General features: G+C 72.6%; 15 protein-coding genes. 4 read left to right on the forward strand and 11 right to left on the reverse strand.

Going from position 1 to position 13,614, the window contains the following annotated elements; all coding sequences use genetic code 11:
* Positions 1-54: 54 nt before the first annotated feature.
* Positions 55-351, reverse strand: coding sequence for an ArsR/SmtB family transcription factor (locus ABT369_RS01425; protein ID WP_350609427.1), 297 nt, complete (start codon positions 349-351; stop codon positions 55-57).
* Between the two features lie 83 nt (positions 352-434).
* Here ABT369_RS01425 and ABT369_RS01430 point away from each other — a divergent pair, with 83 nt between their 5' ends.
* The 3 genes from ABT369_RS01430 to ABT369_RS01440 all read left to right on the forward strand — a co-directional run bounded on the left by ABT369_RS01430 (position 435) and on the right by ABT369_RS01440 (position 3,569).
* On the forward strand, positions 435-1,661 hold the full coding sequence (locus ABT369_RS01430; protein WP_350609429.1) for a M48 family metallopeptidase: 1,227 nt from the start codon (positions 435-437) through the stop codon (positions 1,659-1,661).
* A 60-nt stretch (positions 1,662-1,721) separates the two neighbouring features.
* The gene (locus ABT369_RS01435) at positions 1,722-2,702 is read left to right on the forward strand and encodes an aldo/keto reductase (RefSeq protein ID WP_350609431.1); all 981 of its coding nucleotides are present in this window, start codon (positions 1,722-1,724) and stop codon (positions 2,700-2,702) included.
* A 252-nt stretch (positions 2,703-2,954) separates the two neighbouring features.
* Positions 2,955-3,569 (forward strand): hypothetical protein, encoded by a 615-nt coding sequence (locus tag ABT369_RS01440; RefSeq protein WP_350609433.1) that lies wholly within the window; start codon positions 2,955-2,957, stop codon positions 3,567-3,569.
* Here the strand turns inward: ABT369_RS01440 and ABT369_RS01445 are convergent.
* From ABT369_RS01445 to ABT369_RS01455, 3 genes are all read right to left on the reverse strand, one after another.
* Positions 3,529-4,419 carry a hypothetical protein gene (locus tag ABT369_RS01445; RefSeq protein WP_350609435.1) on the reverse strand — a complete coding sequence of 297 codons (891 nt, stop codon included), beginning with the start codon at positions 4,417-4,419 and terminating at the stop codon, positions 3,529-3,531. The two genes, ABT369_RS01440 and ABT369_RS01445, sit on opposite strands and share 41 nt — an antisense overlap.
* A gap of 69 nt (positions 4,420-4,488) precedes the next feature.
* Complete coding sequence (locus ABT369_RS01450) at positions 4,489-4,734, reverse strand: hypothetical protein (RefSeq protein ID WP_350609437.1); 246 nt, start codon at positions 4,732-4,734, stop codon at positions 4,489-4,491.
* Between the two features lie 237 nt (positions 4,735-4,971).
* Entirely contained in the window at positions 4,972-6,327 is a 1,356-nt protein-coding gene (locus tag ABT369_RS01455) for a cellulose binding domain-containing protein (RefSeq protein WP_350609439.1), read from the reverse strand.
* Positions 6,328-6,438: 111 nt separating this feature from the next.
* On the opposite strand from ABT369_RS01455, the gene ABT369_RS01460 reads away from it, so the two are divergent.
* The gene (locus tag ABT369_RS01460) at positions 6,439-6,720 is read left to right on the forward strand and encodes a hypothetical protein (protein WP_350609441.1); all 282 of its coding nucleotides are present in this window, start codon (positions 6,439-6,441) and stop codon (positions 6,718-6,720) included.
* Positions 6,721-6,723: 3 nt separating this feature from the next.
* On the opposite strand, the gene ABT369_RS01465 is transcribed toward ABT369_RS01460, so the two are convergent.
* From ABT369_RS01465 to ABT369_RS01495, 7 genes are all read right to left on the reverse strand, one after another.
* Positions 6,724-8,094 carry an RICIN domain-containing protein gene (locus ABT369_RS01465; protein ID WP_350609443.1) on the reverse strand — a complete coding sequence of 457 codons (1,371 nt, stop codon included), beginning with the start codon at positions 8,092-8,094 and terminating at the stop codon, positions 6,724-6,726.
* Positions 8,095-8,262: 168 nt separating this feature from the next.
* A complete protein-coding gene (locus ABT369_RS01470; RefSeq protein WP_350609445.1) occupies positions 8,263-8,967 on the reverse strand; it encodes an LPXTG cell wall anchor domain-containing protein in 705 nt (234 codons plus the stop codon).
* 74 nt (positions 8,968-9,041) lie between these two features.
* A complete protein-coding gene (locus ABT369_RS01475; protein ID WP_350609447.1) occupies positions 9,042-10,622 on the reverse strand; it encodes an ABC transporter permease in 1,581 nt (526 codons plus the stop codon).
* On the reverse strand, positions 10,619-11,545 hold the full coding sequence (locus ABT369_RS01480; RefSeq protein WP_350609449.1) for an ABC transporter ATP-binding protein: 927 nt from the start codon (positions 11,543-11,545) through the stop codon (positions 10,619-10,621). The genes ABT369_RS01475 and ABT369_RS01480 overlap by 4 nt, the downstream gene beginning before the upstream one ends.
* Before the next feature lie 6 nt (positions 11,546-11,551).
* Entirely contained in the window at positions 11,552-12,193 is a 642-nt protein-coding gene (locus tag ABT369_RS01485) for a helix-turn-helix domain-containing protein (RefSeq protein ID WP_350609451.1), read from the reverse strand.
* Positions 12,194-12,287: 94 nt separating this feature from the next.
* Positions 12,288-12,974, reverse strand: a complete 687-nt coding sequence (locus ABT369_RS01490; RefSeq protein WP_350609453.1) for a response regulator transcription factor — start codon at positions 12,972-12,974, stop codon at positions 12,288-12,290.
* Positions 12,975-13,053: 79 nt separating this feature from the next.
* Positions 13,054-13,611: an MBL fold metallo-hydrolase gene (locus ABT369_RS01495; RefSeq protein ID WP_350609455.1), complete on the reverse strand. Its 558-nt coding sequence runs from the start codon at positions 13,609-13,611 to the stop codon at positions 13,054-13,056.
* Positions 13,612-13,614 lie beyond the last annotated feature (3 nt).

The raw sequence follows: 13,614 nt of genomic DNA on the forward strand, positions 1-13,614 counted from the left end.
GTCACCTGCGGCGTCACCGGCCCAGACCTGCGGTGATACGAAGTGGTAAACCCCTCAGGGCCGCGCCGGGCCCGGGGGATCCGCGGGGACGGGCCACCGCTCGACGATCGCGCGCAGCGGTGCGAAATCGACGTGATGGAACTTGTACCGCCCGCTGCGCTCGGCCCGCACGAACCCGGCCTCGGCGAGGATGTCGAGGTGCTGGGAGATGGCCTGGCGCGAGGAGGCGACGCCGTGCCTGGTCGCGAGCCGGGCGCAGATCTCGAACAGCGTCTGCCCGTCGCGCTCGGCCAGCTCGTCGAGGATCGCGCGCCGCGTGGCGTCGGCGATCGCGGCGAAGACGTCGCTCACGCCGTACAGGATAGGCAAGCCATGACTTGCCTGTCTACGACGGGGCCACGCCCGGATCGCGCCCGGTGCCACAATGGGCGGCCGTGAACCGTGATCATCAGACGTGCCCGCGCTGCTCGGCGCGGCTGGCCGGCCACCCGCCCGAGGCGCCGTGGTGCCCGGCCTGCGAGTGGAACCTGGCCCGCTACGACCGCTTCGCGGTGGCGTCCGAGTGGGGCAACCGGCAGCTGGACCGCGTCGCGCACCGGGTGGCGTTCGGGCTGGACCGGATCACCTTCCGGCGCCTGAGCGGCGGGTCCGCCGGGCGGCGGGGCGGGCGGGCCGGCCGCGGCCTGTTGCTGGTGCTCTGCGCGCTGGTGGCCGCGCTCGGCCCCGCGGCGCTGCTCGGCGGCGGATGGCTGATCGCCGCCGGGTCGGGCGCCACCCCGTACCTCGGTCTCGCGCTCGTGCTGCTCGCGGTGGTGCTGCGGCCCCGGCTGCGGCGCGGGCGGCCCGACTGGTTCTGGGAGGTGCCGCGGGAGGAGGCCCCCGCGTTCTACGCCCTGCTGGAGCGCACCGCGGCCGCGACCGGCGCGCCGATGCCCGCCGTCGTCGGCTTCTCCGCACAGGTCAACGCCTCGGCCGGGCACTGGGGGCGGTACCGCTACCTCGACATCGGCCTCCCACTCTGGGCCGCGCTGCCCGCCCAGCCGCGCGTCGCCCTGCTCGCCCACGAGTTCGGCCACTTCGTCAACCACGACGTGCGCGACCGGCGCCTGGTCGCCCTCGCCCGGCGCACGCTGGCCACGCTCGTCGACACGCTGGGCCGCACCCTGCTGCGGGTCTTCGGCCCGTTCGCGCTCCCCGTCGTGCTGCCGCTGGACGCGGCCCTCGCGCTGCTGCTGATCCTCGGGCAGCGCGACGGCCAGCGCGCCGAGTACCTCGCCGACGGTCTCGCCGCCGACGCCGCCGGTGGCCCCGCCGTCGCGGCGCTGCTGACCCTGCTGCTCGTCGGCGAGGAGCTGATCCCCACCCTGCGGGCGATCCGCGGCCGCGCCGCCCGGCCGGAGGACTGGCGCACCGCCGGCGTCCAGGCCCTGCGCAACGCCGGCGACCTCCGGGTGCGCGAACAGCGCTCGCTGCGCGCGGAGGCGTCGCTGCTGGCCACCCACCCGCCGGTCGGCCGCCGGATCCGGATGGCGGCGGCGCACCCCGCGGGCCGGGCCCCGGCCGTGGAGCTCTCCGAGGCCGAGGCCGAGCGCATCGACGCCGAGCTGGCCCCGTGGTACGACCGCCTGCGCGCCCGGGCCGCCGAGGCCGCGTACATCTGACCCCGGATCCGCGCGGCGGCAGTAGCGTCGGAGGCGTACACCACCGAGGAGGACCAAACCATGGACAAGCGCACGCTCGGCAACGGCCTCGAGGTCTCGGCGCTCGGGCTGGGGTGCATGGGCATCAGCCACGGGCTCGGGCCCGCCTCCGACCGCGCCGACGGGGTCGCCGTCATCCGGGCCGCCGTCGAGGCCGGGGTCACGTTCTTCGACACCGCGGAGGCGTACGGGCCCTACGTCAACGAGGAGGTCGTCGGGGAGGCCCTCGCGCCGTACCGCGACCAGGTCGTCATCGCCACCAAGTTCGGCTTCGCGTTCGACGGCCGGCCGAGCGGGCTCGACAGCCGGCCCGAGCACATCCGCCAGGTCGCCGACGCGTCGCTCAAGCGCCTCGGGGTCGAGACGATCGACCTGCTGTACCAGCACCGCGTGGACCCCGACGTGCCCATCGAGGACGTCGCCGGCACGGTCAAGGAGCTCATCGCGGCCGGCAAGGTGCGCCACTTCGGGCTCTCGGAGGCCGGGGTCGCGGTCATCCGGCGCGCGCACGCGGTGCAGCCGGTGACCGCGCTGCAGAGCGAGTACTCCCTGTGGTGGCGCGAGCCCGAGGCCGAGATCCTGCCCGTCCTGCAAGAGCTGGGCATCGGCTTCGTCCCGTTCAGCCCGCTCGGCCGCGGCTTCCTCACCGGCAAGATCGACGCGAGCACCACCTTCGGCAAGGGCGACATGCGCGGGACGCTGCCCCGGTTCAGTGTCGAGGCACGCGAGGCCAACCAGGCCCTCGTCGACCTCGTCCGCGCCGTGGCCGAGCGCCGCGGGGCCCTGCCGGGGCAGGTCGCGCTCGCGTGGATCCTCGCCCAGCAGCCGTGGATCGTGCCCATCCCCGGCACGCGCAACATCGGCCGGCTCACCGAGAACGTCGCCGCGGCACGGCTCGAGCTGACCGCGGACGACCTGGCGGAGCTCGACGGCGCCGCCCAGCGCATCACGATCCAGGGCGACCGCTACCCCGAGCACATGCAGCGGATGATCAACCGCTGAGCCGCCGCCGCGGCGGGTGAGGCCTGACTTCCCCGCCGCGCGGACGCCGTGCGAGCCCCGTTCCGGGCACGGCCGCGGATGTCGTGGGCGGTGTCATCCCGGGCCGCGTGCGCGGGCCCGTCCCGAGGCGTCGCGGTTCACGGCCGCGGTGTCGGTGTGGCGACATCGGCGCTGGTGAACGTGGTTGTGGCGGGCGCCGTGTCCCCCTGTGTCCGGCGGCGGACGGAAGCCGCGGGGAAGGGGAGGAACAAGATGGGCATCATCAAAGGCATCGCGACCCTGGCCGTCGGCGCGCTCGCGGGCGCGGCCGTCTACGCCGGCGTCAGCACCTTCGGCGGCGGGGCGGGCGTCCCCGAGTTCGACAAGGTGGGCGACTACACGTCCACGGCGAAGAACGTGGTGCGGTTCAAGCTGGCGCCGAGCAGCGACCAGCTCGCCAAGTGCATGCCGAAGGCCAAGGTCGACGTGGCCGTCGCGCTGACCACCGACGCCAAGGGCTTCGACGTCCTCGACGTGCACATGACCGGCGCCCCGCCGAACACCTCGTTCACCGTCTTCCTGCTCGAGGTGCCGGGCAGCCCGTTCGGCGCGGCGGAATACATCGGCGATGTCGACACCGACAAGAAGGGCAACGGCAAGACCGAGCTCAAGCTCATCGTGGAGGAGGCGTTCTCCTCGACGCTGGTCGGCGACAAGCGCGTGCGCAAGGAGCTCAACCACGTCGGCATGTGGTTCGCCGACCCGAAGGACGACGACTTCTGCCTCGGCGCGGGCGCCGGGCCCGTGACGCCGTTCGACGGCGACAACGAGGCCGGCGTCCAGGCGTTCAACTCCGCGCCGTCGCTGCCGAAGGCGCCACTGCCGTAGGCGATCCGGGCCGCTGCTCGACCGTCTGCACGCTCCAGAACACCGCGAACAGCAGCGCCACCGCGATCTCCAGCCAGAACAGGGTGATCGCGCCGAACGCCCACAGCGGGATGCCGATCGCCGCGACGGCGATGAGGGCCCAGGCGACCAGACCGTACCGGTCCGGCCTCGCCTGGGCCTGCGGCGTCGCGCGGTGCCGGCGGCGGTTCACCAGCGCCACGGCGATGATGCACAGCAGCAGGCCGATCGCGGCGGCGAAGTGGGCGTGGTCGATGAACCAGTCCAGCGATGCCGCGAACGTGCCCAGCGCCGCGGCGTAGAGCAGCGTCGCCGCGCCGATCCCGGCCCACTGCGCGTGCCGGTCGCGCCGCGCGAGCGCGACCGTGACGGCGATGCCGAGCCCGCCGAGCACCAGCAGGGCCGTCATGTTGTTCTGCACGTTGGCGCGCGTCGCGTCGGCGAGGGCCTGCACGGTCGGGCAGTCGATCCCGTTCGGCAGTGGGCCGCCGCCGGCCCGGCAGGCGCGGACCGCGGCCTCGTAGTCGTCCCCGCGGGCGGTCGGGACCACGGCCACGACGGGCGCGAGCATGCCGCCGAGGTTGAGCAGCACGTCCTCGAGATCGGTCGTGCCGCGCAACGCGATCATGCTCGCGCCCAGGCCGACGAGGGAACCGATGAAGATGCCCTGCGCCGGGGTGTAGTAGTACGCACTCACGGACGACAGCGGGATGCCGCCCTGGTGCCAGGTCTGCAGGCCCACCGCCGCGCCGAGCGCGACCAGCAGGCCGACCATCGCGATGCGGACATACAGGTATGACCGCAGCCACGTCTCGTTCGGCTCCACGTTCATAGCCGTTAACGTGCGCCTGAACGCTCCGTGACGTCCAGCGTGCAGTCGGCTACGCGATACCCGCGCGGATCAGGCGACCCAGAGCGCGTAGAGCCCGGGCGCCTGCCAGTTGGTCGGGGTGATCGTCTCGCAGTAGTACGAGGTCCACTGGTGGTTCTGCTGGCCGCTGTACCCGATGCCGGCGCACTGGTCCGGCCAGCCGTAGAGCCCCTGTCTGGTGTAGCCGGGCGCCCCGGCCTCCGCCGCCGCGCCCACGCCCACGCCGGCCAGCACGACGCTCGCGATCAATACCGTCCTGGTGATGATGCGCTTCATGAAAGAAAGTTAACGATTACATCCATTGATGCGCAACGATAACTTTGCGTCATCCCGGGCCGGTGCCGGCGGCGGCCGGGAGAGCCGCGGGCCGCGGTGCGGGCGGCGGCCGGGAGAGCCGCGGGCCGCGGTGCGGGCGGCGGCCCGGAAAGCCTCGGGCCGCCGCGTCCGCGACGGCCCGAGAAGTCTCAGGCCCGTCGCGCCCGCGGCGGCCCGGGAACGTTCAGCTCAGTGCGATCACCGGGCGGAGCAGCTGACGTTCGTGACCGCGAAGTTCGGGCCGTTGAAGACCAGACCCCAGCTGGTGCTCGCGTTCGCCCCGATGGTGCCGTTGTACGAGGCGTTGGACGCGGTCACCGTCTGCCCCGACGCCGACAGGGTCACGTTCCAGGAGCTGGCGATCGTCACCCCGGCCGGCAGCGTGAACTTCACCGTCCAGCCCGAGGTCGGCGCCGTGCCCGTGTTGGTCACCTTGACCTCGGCCTGCCCGCCGCCCGACCACGAACCCGTGGTGGTGACGGCGGCCGAGCACCCACCGGCGGGCGCCGGCGACGAGGACGCCGACCGGCTCGGCGAGGCCGACACCGATGCGCTGGGCGAGGCCGAGGCCGAGGCCGACTTGGACGGCGACGGGCTCGTGGAGGTGCTCGTGGTCGTGTAGGTCGCCTGGGTGTACGCCTGGCTGCACTGCGACGAGCACGCGGCGGGGAGCGAGAAGGCGTACTCGCGGCCGTTGAACAGCAGTGCGTCGTTCACGTCGCGGACCCGGATGCGGAAGTCGGTGCCGCCGGAGGTGGTGCCGCCGATGACGTACGACTGGCCCATGTCCCCGTTCATCGTCGCGGCCTTCCAGGCGCCGTCGGCGAAGTACTCGATGCCGTGCACGCCGTTGGGCAGCTTCGAGACCGCGATCGCGGGCCACCAGCGCTGCGCCCCGCTCAGGAACCCGATCTTGATGTCGCCGGAGTACGCCGGGGCCGGGATGAACTGCCAGGACACGTGGCGGTTGTTCCAGTGCGACGGGTACAGGTCCGTCATCGGCGCGCCGTTCTTCACGAACTTGTTGAGCGAGTCCTTCGACAGGTCCAGGTGGTACTTGTCGTCGCGGCACCAGGCGTTGGAGTCCCCGCAGCTGTCCGCGACGATCATGTCGAGGGTGCCGCCGTTGTACGCGTCCGCCGTCCACGCCCCGCTGCGGCAGAACGCCTGCCCGAGCGCGCCGTCGTTGACCCCGGTGCAGTAGTCGCCGATGCTCACCCGCACCCAGCGGCCGCAGTTGTGGCCGTTGTTCCAGATGCCCATCTTGTCGGCGTCGGCCGAGGACAGCGGGCGCGGGTAGAACGTGCCGCTGCCGGGGGTGTCGAAGACGTTGAGCGCGACGAAGTTCTGCGTCTCGAGCTCCGCCTGGGGCAGGCCGCAGCCACCGTAGGGCGCGCCGAGGCCGTCGAAGTACGTCGCGTTGCCCGTGACCGGGGCCGTGGGCTCCGGCACCGTGGCCCGCGCCGAGGGCTGCAGGGCCAGCACGATGAGGGCGGCACCGGCCGCGGCGATGACCGGGATGGCCAGCCGGGCCCACCAGATTCCACGATGCATGGTGAGCAACGTCCGCGCCGGGCGCGCGCAGCGTCAACCACCGTTGCCCCGGGACGGTCGCCACCTGCGCCGACGCGCGAAAGTTACAGCTGGCCGTTGTACCGTCGGATCATGGTCATGCCGCAGATGCCCGTGAACGTGCCGAGGCCCTCGCGGCGGATCAGCGCCGAGGACATCCTCAACGGGCGGTACACGATGGACGGCTACCCGTTCCGGTACTGCTACATCGTGCCCGGCTCGACGGCCCTGGCCGGGGCCGCGTTCAGCTTCGGCACCGGCCAGGGGGACATGATGCGCGACCAGGTGCTCAGCGCGGTCGAGTTGCTCGAAACGCGCGGCTGGCACCTGGTCGCCATCGAACAGAACGGGCTTGTCGCCTACCTCAGGAAGTGAGGCTTACGCCGGCAGGCTGAACTTCTGCGCGCCGGTGCCGTTGCAGTCCCAGATCTGCACCTGGGTGCCGGACGTGGTCGACCCGTTCGGGTCGTCCATGCACTTGTTGGCCTGCGGGTTGTAGTAGGTGTTGTCGGCGCGGTGGATGAACACCTGCGCCGCGGTGCTGTTGCAGTCCCACAGCTGCAGCTTCGCGCCGTTCGCCGTGGAGCCGTTGGGGATGTCCAGGCACTTGCCGAACGCCCGCAGCGTGCTGCCGGCCTCGACGTAGGTCCACTGCTGCGCACCCGTGCCGTTGCAGGTGTAGAGCTGCACCGGGGTGCCGTTGCCGCTGTTGCTCGAGCGGACGTCGAGGCAGAGGCCGCCGGGGCCCTTGACCGCCTTGCCGCTGGTGGGAGGCGGCGTCGTGGTGCCGCCACCGCCGCCGCCCGCGGTGTAGGCCGCGACGTAGTCGACGAGCATGGGCACGCCCGACACCGTGTTGCCGTTGGGGCCGCCGCCGAACGCGTCCGGGAAGCCGCCGCCGATGGCCACGTTGAGGATCATGAAGAACCCGTGGTGCGTGGCGTTGTTCCAGGTGGTGGCGTCGACCTGGTTCGCGTTGATCGTGAAGAAGTTGTTGCCGTCGAGGTACCAGCGGATCTGCTCCGGCGAGGTGCTGCGGTCCTGCTCCACGGCGTAGGTGTGGAAGCCGGTCTGGCAGCCGCCGCAGGCGCGCTCGCCGCTGCCGAGGCCCGTGGTCTCGCCGCACGGGCCGCCCGGCGAGGTCCCGCAGTGCAGAGTGCCGAACTCGGAGCTGCGGCCGTTGATGTCCTCCATGATGTCGATCTCGCCGATGCCCGGCCAGCCGGACGCGCCGGTGCCGCGCGCCGCCGCGCCCAGCGCCCAGAACGCGGGCCAGTAGCCGGCGCCGTTGCTGGTGTTGACGTTCGGCTGCTGGAGGCGGGCCTCGAGGCGCAGCTTGCCACCCGCCGGCGCGGCGAGGTCGGTGCGCTGGGTCTCGACGCGGCCGCTGGTCCAGTTGCCGGCGCCGTCGCGGATCGGCTTGATCGCCAGGTTGCCGTTGCCGTCCTGGTAGACGTTCGCCGTGCTGTTGGTCATGTTCTCGATCTCGCCGGTGCCCCAGTTGCCGGCGCCGCCCGGGTACCCATGGCCGAGGTCGTAGAGCCAGTTGGCGGTGTTGAGGCCGGTGCCGGCGGCACCCGTGAAGTCATCGGCGAAGATCCGCGTCCAGCCGGCCGGGGTGCTGGGCAGCGAGGCGGACGCGTCGGGCAGCGCGGCGAACGTGGCCGCGGCCAGCACGGCGACGCCGCTGCCGGCGAGGAGCGCGAGGCGCCCGCGCCTGCGTCCCTTGGATTTCTGTTGGCTTTCCACAGCGATGGTGTGCCCTTCTCAAGATGGGGGCGGGGGAGGGGCTTGTCCTGTTCAGCCCTCACCTGGCGGACGTGAGAGCGCTCTCAGGGCATGTTCGCTGACTGGAAAGATTGTTGTCAATAGGGGGTGGGCCGATGTGCGAATCTGTCGCCACCGGCCCACCCGCTGTTACTCGTCCGGGGTCACCATGACGACGCGGCGCCGCCGGGCGATCACGAAGAGCACCGCGCCCGCGGCGACGAGCGCGGCGCCGAGGCCCGCGTAGAGGGCCGTGCGGTCACCGGTCACGGGCAGCGCGGGGCCGGCCGCGGCGCTGGCGGACGGCGTCGGCCCGGCCGTGCGCGACGGCGTGGCCGTGGGAGCGGCCGTCGTCGGGTTGTTCTCCGGGGTCTTGATGACGACCGTGATCGAGCCGCTGTCGTTGGAGACGTCGCGGTCCTCGTTGCCGCCGTCGGCGAAGAACATGAACCCGTCGCGGCCCGGGTGGGCGTCGGTGAGCTTCAGGTGGAACGTCCAGGTCTTCTCGGCGCCGACGGCGAGCCCGTCCGGCGTCGTGCAGTAGTAGCGGTCCGGCTGGACCTTGCCGTCGCACTCGGCGGACACGTCGCCGGTGAACTCGGTGCCGCTGGGCCGCTGGATGAACGCGACGCGCACGTGGCCCGGCTCGACGGCGGCGGGGCCGAGGTTGCGCACCGTCATCGTGACCGGCACGACGTCGCCGACCGCGCCGGTCACGGTGACCGCCGGGATCGTGAGATCCCAGGGGAAGTTGTCGTTCTGCTCGGCCTGGGCCGGGGCGGCGCCGAGGGCACCGAACGCGACGATCGCGGCACCGGCGGTGGCCGCCAGGCGTCGCAGGAAGAGGGATGACATCCGGGGGTTGCTCCAGGGTCTGTGGGAGGGACCGGCGGAGCCTAGCGGCTGCCGCCGATCCCTCGCAGCCCCGGTCAGGTCGCCGGCATGTCCCGGCGGCGCAGGCCCGCGAGCCCGGCCGCGCCCAGTGCCAGGGCGACCACGGTCAGCCACACGACCGGCGTCGCGGTGAACGCCGAGCCGGGCAGCTTCGGCACGTGCGCGAACGGCGTGACGTCGAGCAGGTACTGATTGATCCCGAACAACGCCCCGAGCTCGACCAGCAGCACCGACACGATGAGCGCGGCCCAGGTCAGGGTGCTCAGCCGCGGCGCGAACCCGATCAGCGCGATGCCGAGCCCGGCCAGCACCAGCGCGGCCGGCAGCTGCACCATGGCGGCGCCGAGCAGCCGGGCCGTCTGGCCGCCGGTGTCGTGGACCTGCGCGCCGTAGACGAGCCCGCCCGCGATCCCGGCCGCGGCCAGCAGCACGGCGGTGCCGAGCACCGCGAACACCAGGTGGCTCGCGGCCCAGCGCAGGCGGCCGACCCGGGTCGCCAGCAGCGCCTCGACGCGGCCGCTGCTCTCCTCCTGGCGCAGCCGCAGCGTCGCCTGGATCGTGTACGCCGCGGCGAGCTGGCCGATGAGGCCGTAGATCGCGCCGAGGAACGCGTCGGTGAGCCCGCTCCGCCCGCCCATCCGCGACAGGACGTCGGTGAGCTGCTGGTTGGGCGAGCTGAGGTTGCCGATGCCCACCGCGGCGCCGCCCATCACGGCCCCGGCGGCGGCCAGCGCGACCACCCACGCGAGCAGCAGACCCCGGTGCAGGCGCCAGGCCAGGCCGAGCGGGCTGCGCAGGGCGGGGGCGGCCTGGGCCGGGCCCGGGCGCTCGGCCAGCAGGCCGGCGCCCACGTCGCGGCGGTCGACGAGGACGTACCCGACGGCGGCGAACAGGACCGCGAACCCCACGAACAGCAGCGCGATCCACCAGCGCTCGCCCGCGAAGGGGCGCATGTGCAGGGCCCAGCCGCTGGGCGACAGCCAGCTCAGCGCGGTCGGGCCGGTGTCGCCGACGGCGCGCAGGAGGTAGGTGCCGCCGAGCACGGCCCCGGCGATCCCGGTCGCGGCCCGGGCGCCCCGGGTGAGCTGGGCGGTCGCGGCGGCGATGGCCGCGAACAGCACCCCGAACAGGGCGGTCGCGAGCCCGAAGGCGAAGGCACCGGCCGGGTCCAGCCCGACGGCGACGAGCCCGAGCGCGCCGAGCAGCCCGATCGCGAGGTCGGCGGCGACGGTGACCGCGAGGGCGGCGCTCAGCGGGGCGTACCGCCCGATCACCGTGGCCCGCAGCATCTCCAGGCGGCCGGTCTCCTCCTCGGTCCGGGTGTGCCGCACGACCGTCAGCACGCTCATCAGCCCGATGAGGATGAGCTCGGACACCCCGATCTTCCACACGGTGAGCCCGCCGATGGACGCGCCGAACAGCGGGCCGCTCAGGGCGACCAGGGACGGGTTGGACAGCACGCCGCTGACGGCCTGGAGGTCGGCCTCGGTGGGGTACAACTTCTGGTAGTTGGCCGCGGTGCCCATCGGCATCAGCGCGAGCCCGAGCACCCACACGGTGAGCCGGACCCGGTCGAGGCGCAGGGCCAGTCGCGCGAGCGCGCCGGTGCCGGTCATCGCACGGCCCCCGAGCGCGGCTTCGCCCCGTCGGCCGCGGCGCGGTCGTAGTGGCGCAGGAACAGCTCCTCCAGCGTCGGCGGCGTGCTCGTCAGGCCCCGCACGCCGACCGCGGTGAGCCGGCGCAGGACGGCGTCCAGCTCGGCGTTGTCGACGCTGAACCGGACAGTGCCGTTGTGCGCCTGCAGGTCGTGCACGCCCACGAGCTCGCCGAGACCGTCGACCGGCCCGGCCAGCTCGGCCTGGATCGACGTGCGGGTCAGGTGCCGCAGGCTCTGCAGCGTGCCCGTCTCCACCGCCCGGCCGTCGCGGATGATGGTGACCCGGTCGCACAGCGCCTCGACCTCGGCCAGGATGTGGCTGGACAGCAGCACCGTGCGGTCGCCGCGCCGCTGCTCCTCGCGGATCACCTCGCGGAAGACCTCCTCCATGAGCGGGTCGAGGCCGGAGGTCGGCTCGTCGAGCACGATGAGCTCGACGTCCGAGGCGAGCGCGGCCACGAGCGCGACCTTCTGGCGGTTGCCCTTCGAGTAGGTGCGGCCCTTCTTCGTCGGGTCGAGGTCGAAGCGCTCCAGCAGCTCCTTGCGGCGCGCGGGGTCGAGCCCGCCGCGCAGCCGGCCGAGCAGGTCGATGACCTCGCCGCCGGAGAGGCTCGGCCAGAGCGTGACGTCGCCGGGCACGTAGGCGAGCCGCCGGTGCAGCTCGGTCGCGTCCTTCCACGGGTCCCGGCCGAGCAGCCTCGCCTCGCCCGAGTCGGCGTGCAGCAGCCCGAGCAGCACCCGGATGGTGGTCGACTTCCCGGCGCCGTTGGGCCCGAGGAAACCGTGCACCTCCCCGGTCCGCACGGACAGATCGAGCCCGTCGAGCGCGCGGGTGCGCCCGAACGTTTTGACCAGTGCGTCAACGCGGATCGCCTCGGTCATGGTCGCTCATTGCTCCTTCTGGTTTCCCCTGTGGTTGTCCCGCAGCGCCTGCATGGCCCGGTGGGCGTCGGCGGCGAGCGTGGGATCGAGCAAAGTGCTGGAGTAGAAGTCGACCATCGCCTCGACCAGGCGCGTGTAGCCCTCCGTGGCGAACATGTCGGCGCCGAGGTTGCGGGAGACGTGGTCGTGCATGGCGAGCAGCCCGGACTGCATGCCGACGAGCACCGCCGCGAAGCCGCGCCGGTCCTGCGTGATGTCCGGCGCGAACTTGTCGATCCACTGCTCGGCGATGAGCACCATGTCGTCGAACATCGCCGCGGCGGCGGGCGAGCCGTCGAGCAGGGCCCGGGTGACGTACCGGTACATGAGCATGACCGTCGGGTGCACGGAGGGCATGAACCCGGGACTGGCCATCTTCCCGTCGATGATGATTTCGGCCTTGATCTTCATCGACAGGTCGAGCACGTGCTGGTCGCACGCCTCGCGCAGACCCTCCTTCGACCCGAAGTGGTGGCGCAGCAGCCCCGGCGAGACCCCGGCGGCCTGCGCGATGTCGCGCACGGTGGTGCCGTCCATGCCACGGTCCGCGAACAGGCGGATGGCGGCGTCCCGAATCCGGGCACGGGCCGTGAGGTCCTCGTCCGTCATGCGGCGTCACCCCTTGCTATACGTGCGTACAGCCGACTATACGCTCGTATAGTCGGCTGGCAAGGGGGGCCGGCAAGGGGGTTCTGGGGGCCGGTCAGCCCCCGGCGGGATCGAGCCGGTAACCGGCCCCGCGCACGGTCTTGATCGCGGTCCGGCCGTACGGATGATCGATCTTCTTGCGCAGGTAGCCGACGTAGACCTCGACGATGTTGGGGTCCCCGTCGAAGTGCGCGTCCCACACGTTCTCGATGATCGCCGTGCGGCTCAGCACGTCACCGGGGTGGCGGAGCATGAACTCGAGCAGCGCGAACTCTCTCGCCGTGACGGAGATTTCATCGGTACCGCGGGTCACACGCCGCTGCACCGGGTCCAGGTGGAGATCGCCCGCGCTGAGCACGACCGGCCGCTGTGGCGCCCCGCGCCGGATGAGCGCCCGCAGCCGGGCCACCAGCACCACGAACGAGAACGGCTTGGTGAGATAGTCGTCGGCCCCGAGATCGAAGGCGTCGGCCTGGTCGTACTCCCCGTCCTTCGCGGTCAGCATCAGCACGGGGGTCCACACCTGCCGCTGCCGCAGCTGCCGGCACACCTCGTAGCCGGACAGCCCCGGCAGCATGATGTCGAGCATGATCGCGTCATAGGCCCCGTGCGGCGTCTCGGTCGCGGCCCACAGCCCGTCCACGCCGGTGTGCACGAGGTCGACCGTGAACCCCTCCCCGCTCAACCCGTCCCGGATCGTCTCGGCCAGGTTCACCTCGTCCTCGACCACCAGCACACGCACAACGCCCACCCCTCCCAGCGCGAACCTCCAGACTCACACTGTGATCCTGAACCAATCCTGAAGGGTCCGGGCCTGATCGTCAGCGCGGCGTCGCGGCGGTCGGGGTGAAGGCCGGCCCGTGCCCGGGCACCACGAGCGCGGCGAGGGCCAGCACCCGCTCGCGGCCGGCGTGCAGGGCGTCCAGGTCCGTCGCGTACGCGTCGCCGGCCGACGTCGCCGTGGTCCACAGGTGCGTGAAGGCGACGAGGCCGTCCGCGGTGTCGGCGAGGGTCGTGATGTCCTCCGGGCTGTGGCCGGGGGTGCGGATGAGCCGCACGGACGGGCTCAGCTCGAAGCCCTCGGCGTCCCGGTCCTCCCACACGTCGCCGTGGTAGATCGCCCAGTGGTCGTGGAAGCGCGCGGCCGGGAACAGGGCCGCGTTGAGCGTGTGGTCGGGATGGTGGTGGCTGAACACCACGTCGGTCACGTCCTGCGGCCGCACGCCCAGCGCGAGCAGGGGGTCGAGGATCAGGGCACGGTCGCGCACCATGCCGGGATCGGTGACGATCAGCCGCGAGCCGTCGCGGATGAAGCCGACGGTGCTCGCCACGGCGCCGCCGAGGTAGCCGGTGTGCAGCAGGGAAACGGTCGCACTCATACC

Source organism: Dactylosporangium sp. NPDC000244 (assembly GCF_040300725.1).
In the GTDB taxonomy this organism is placed as follows: Bacteria; Actinomycetota; Actinomycetes; order Mycobacteriales; family Micromonosporaceae; genus Dactylosporangium.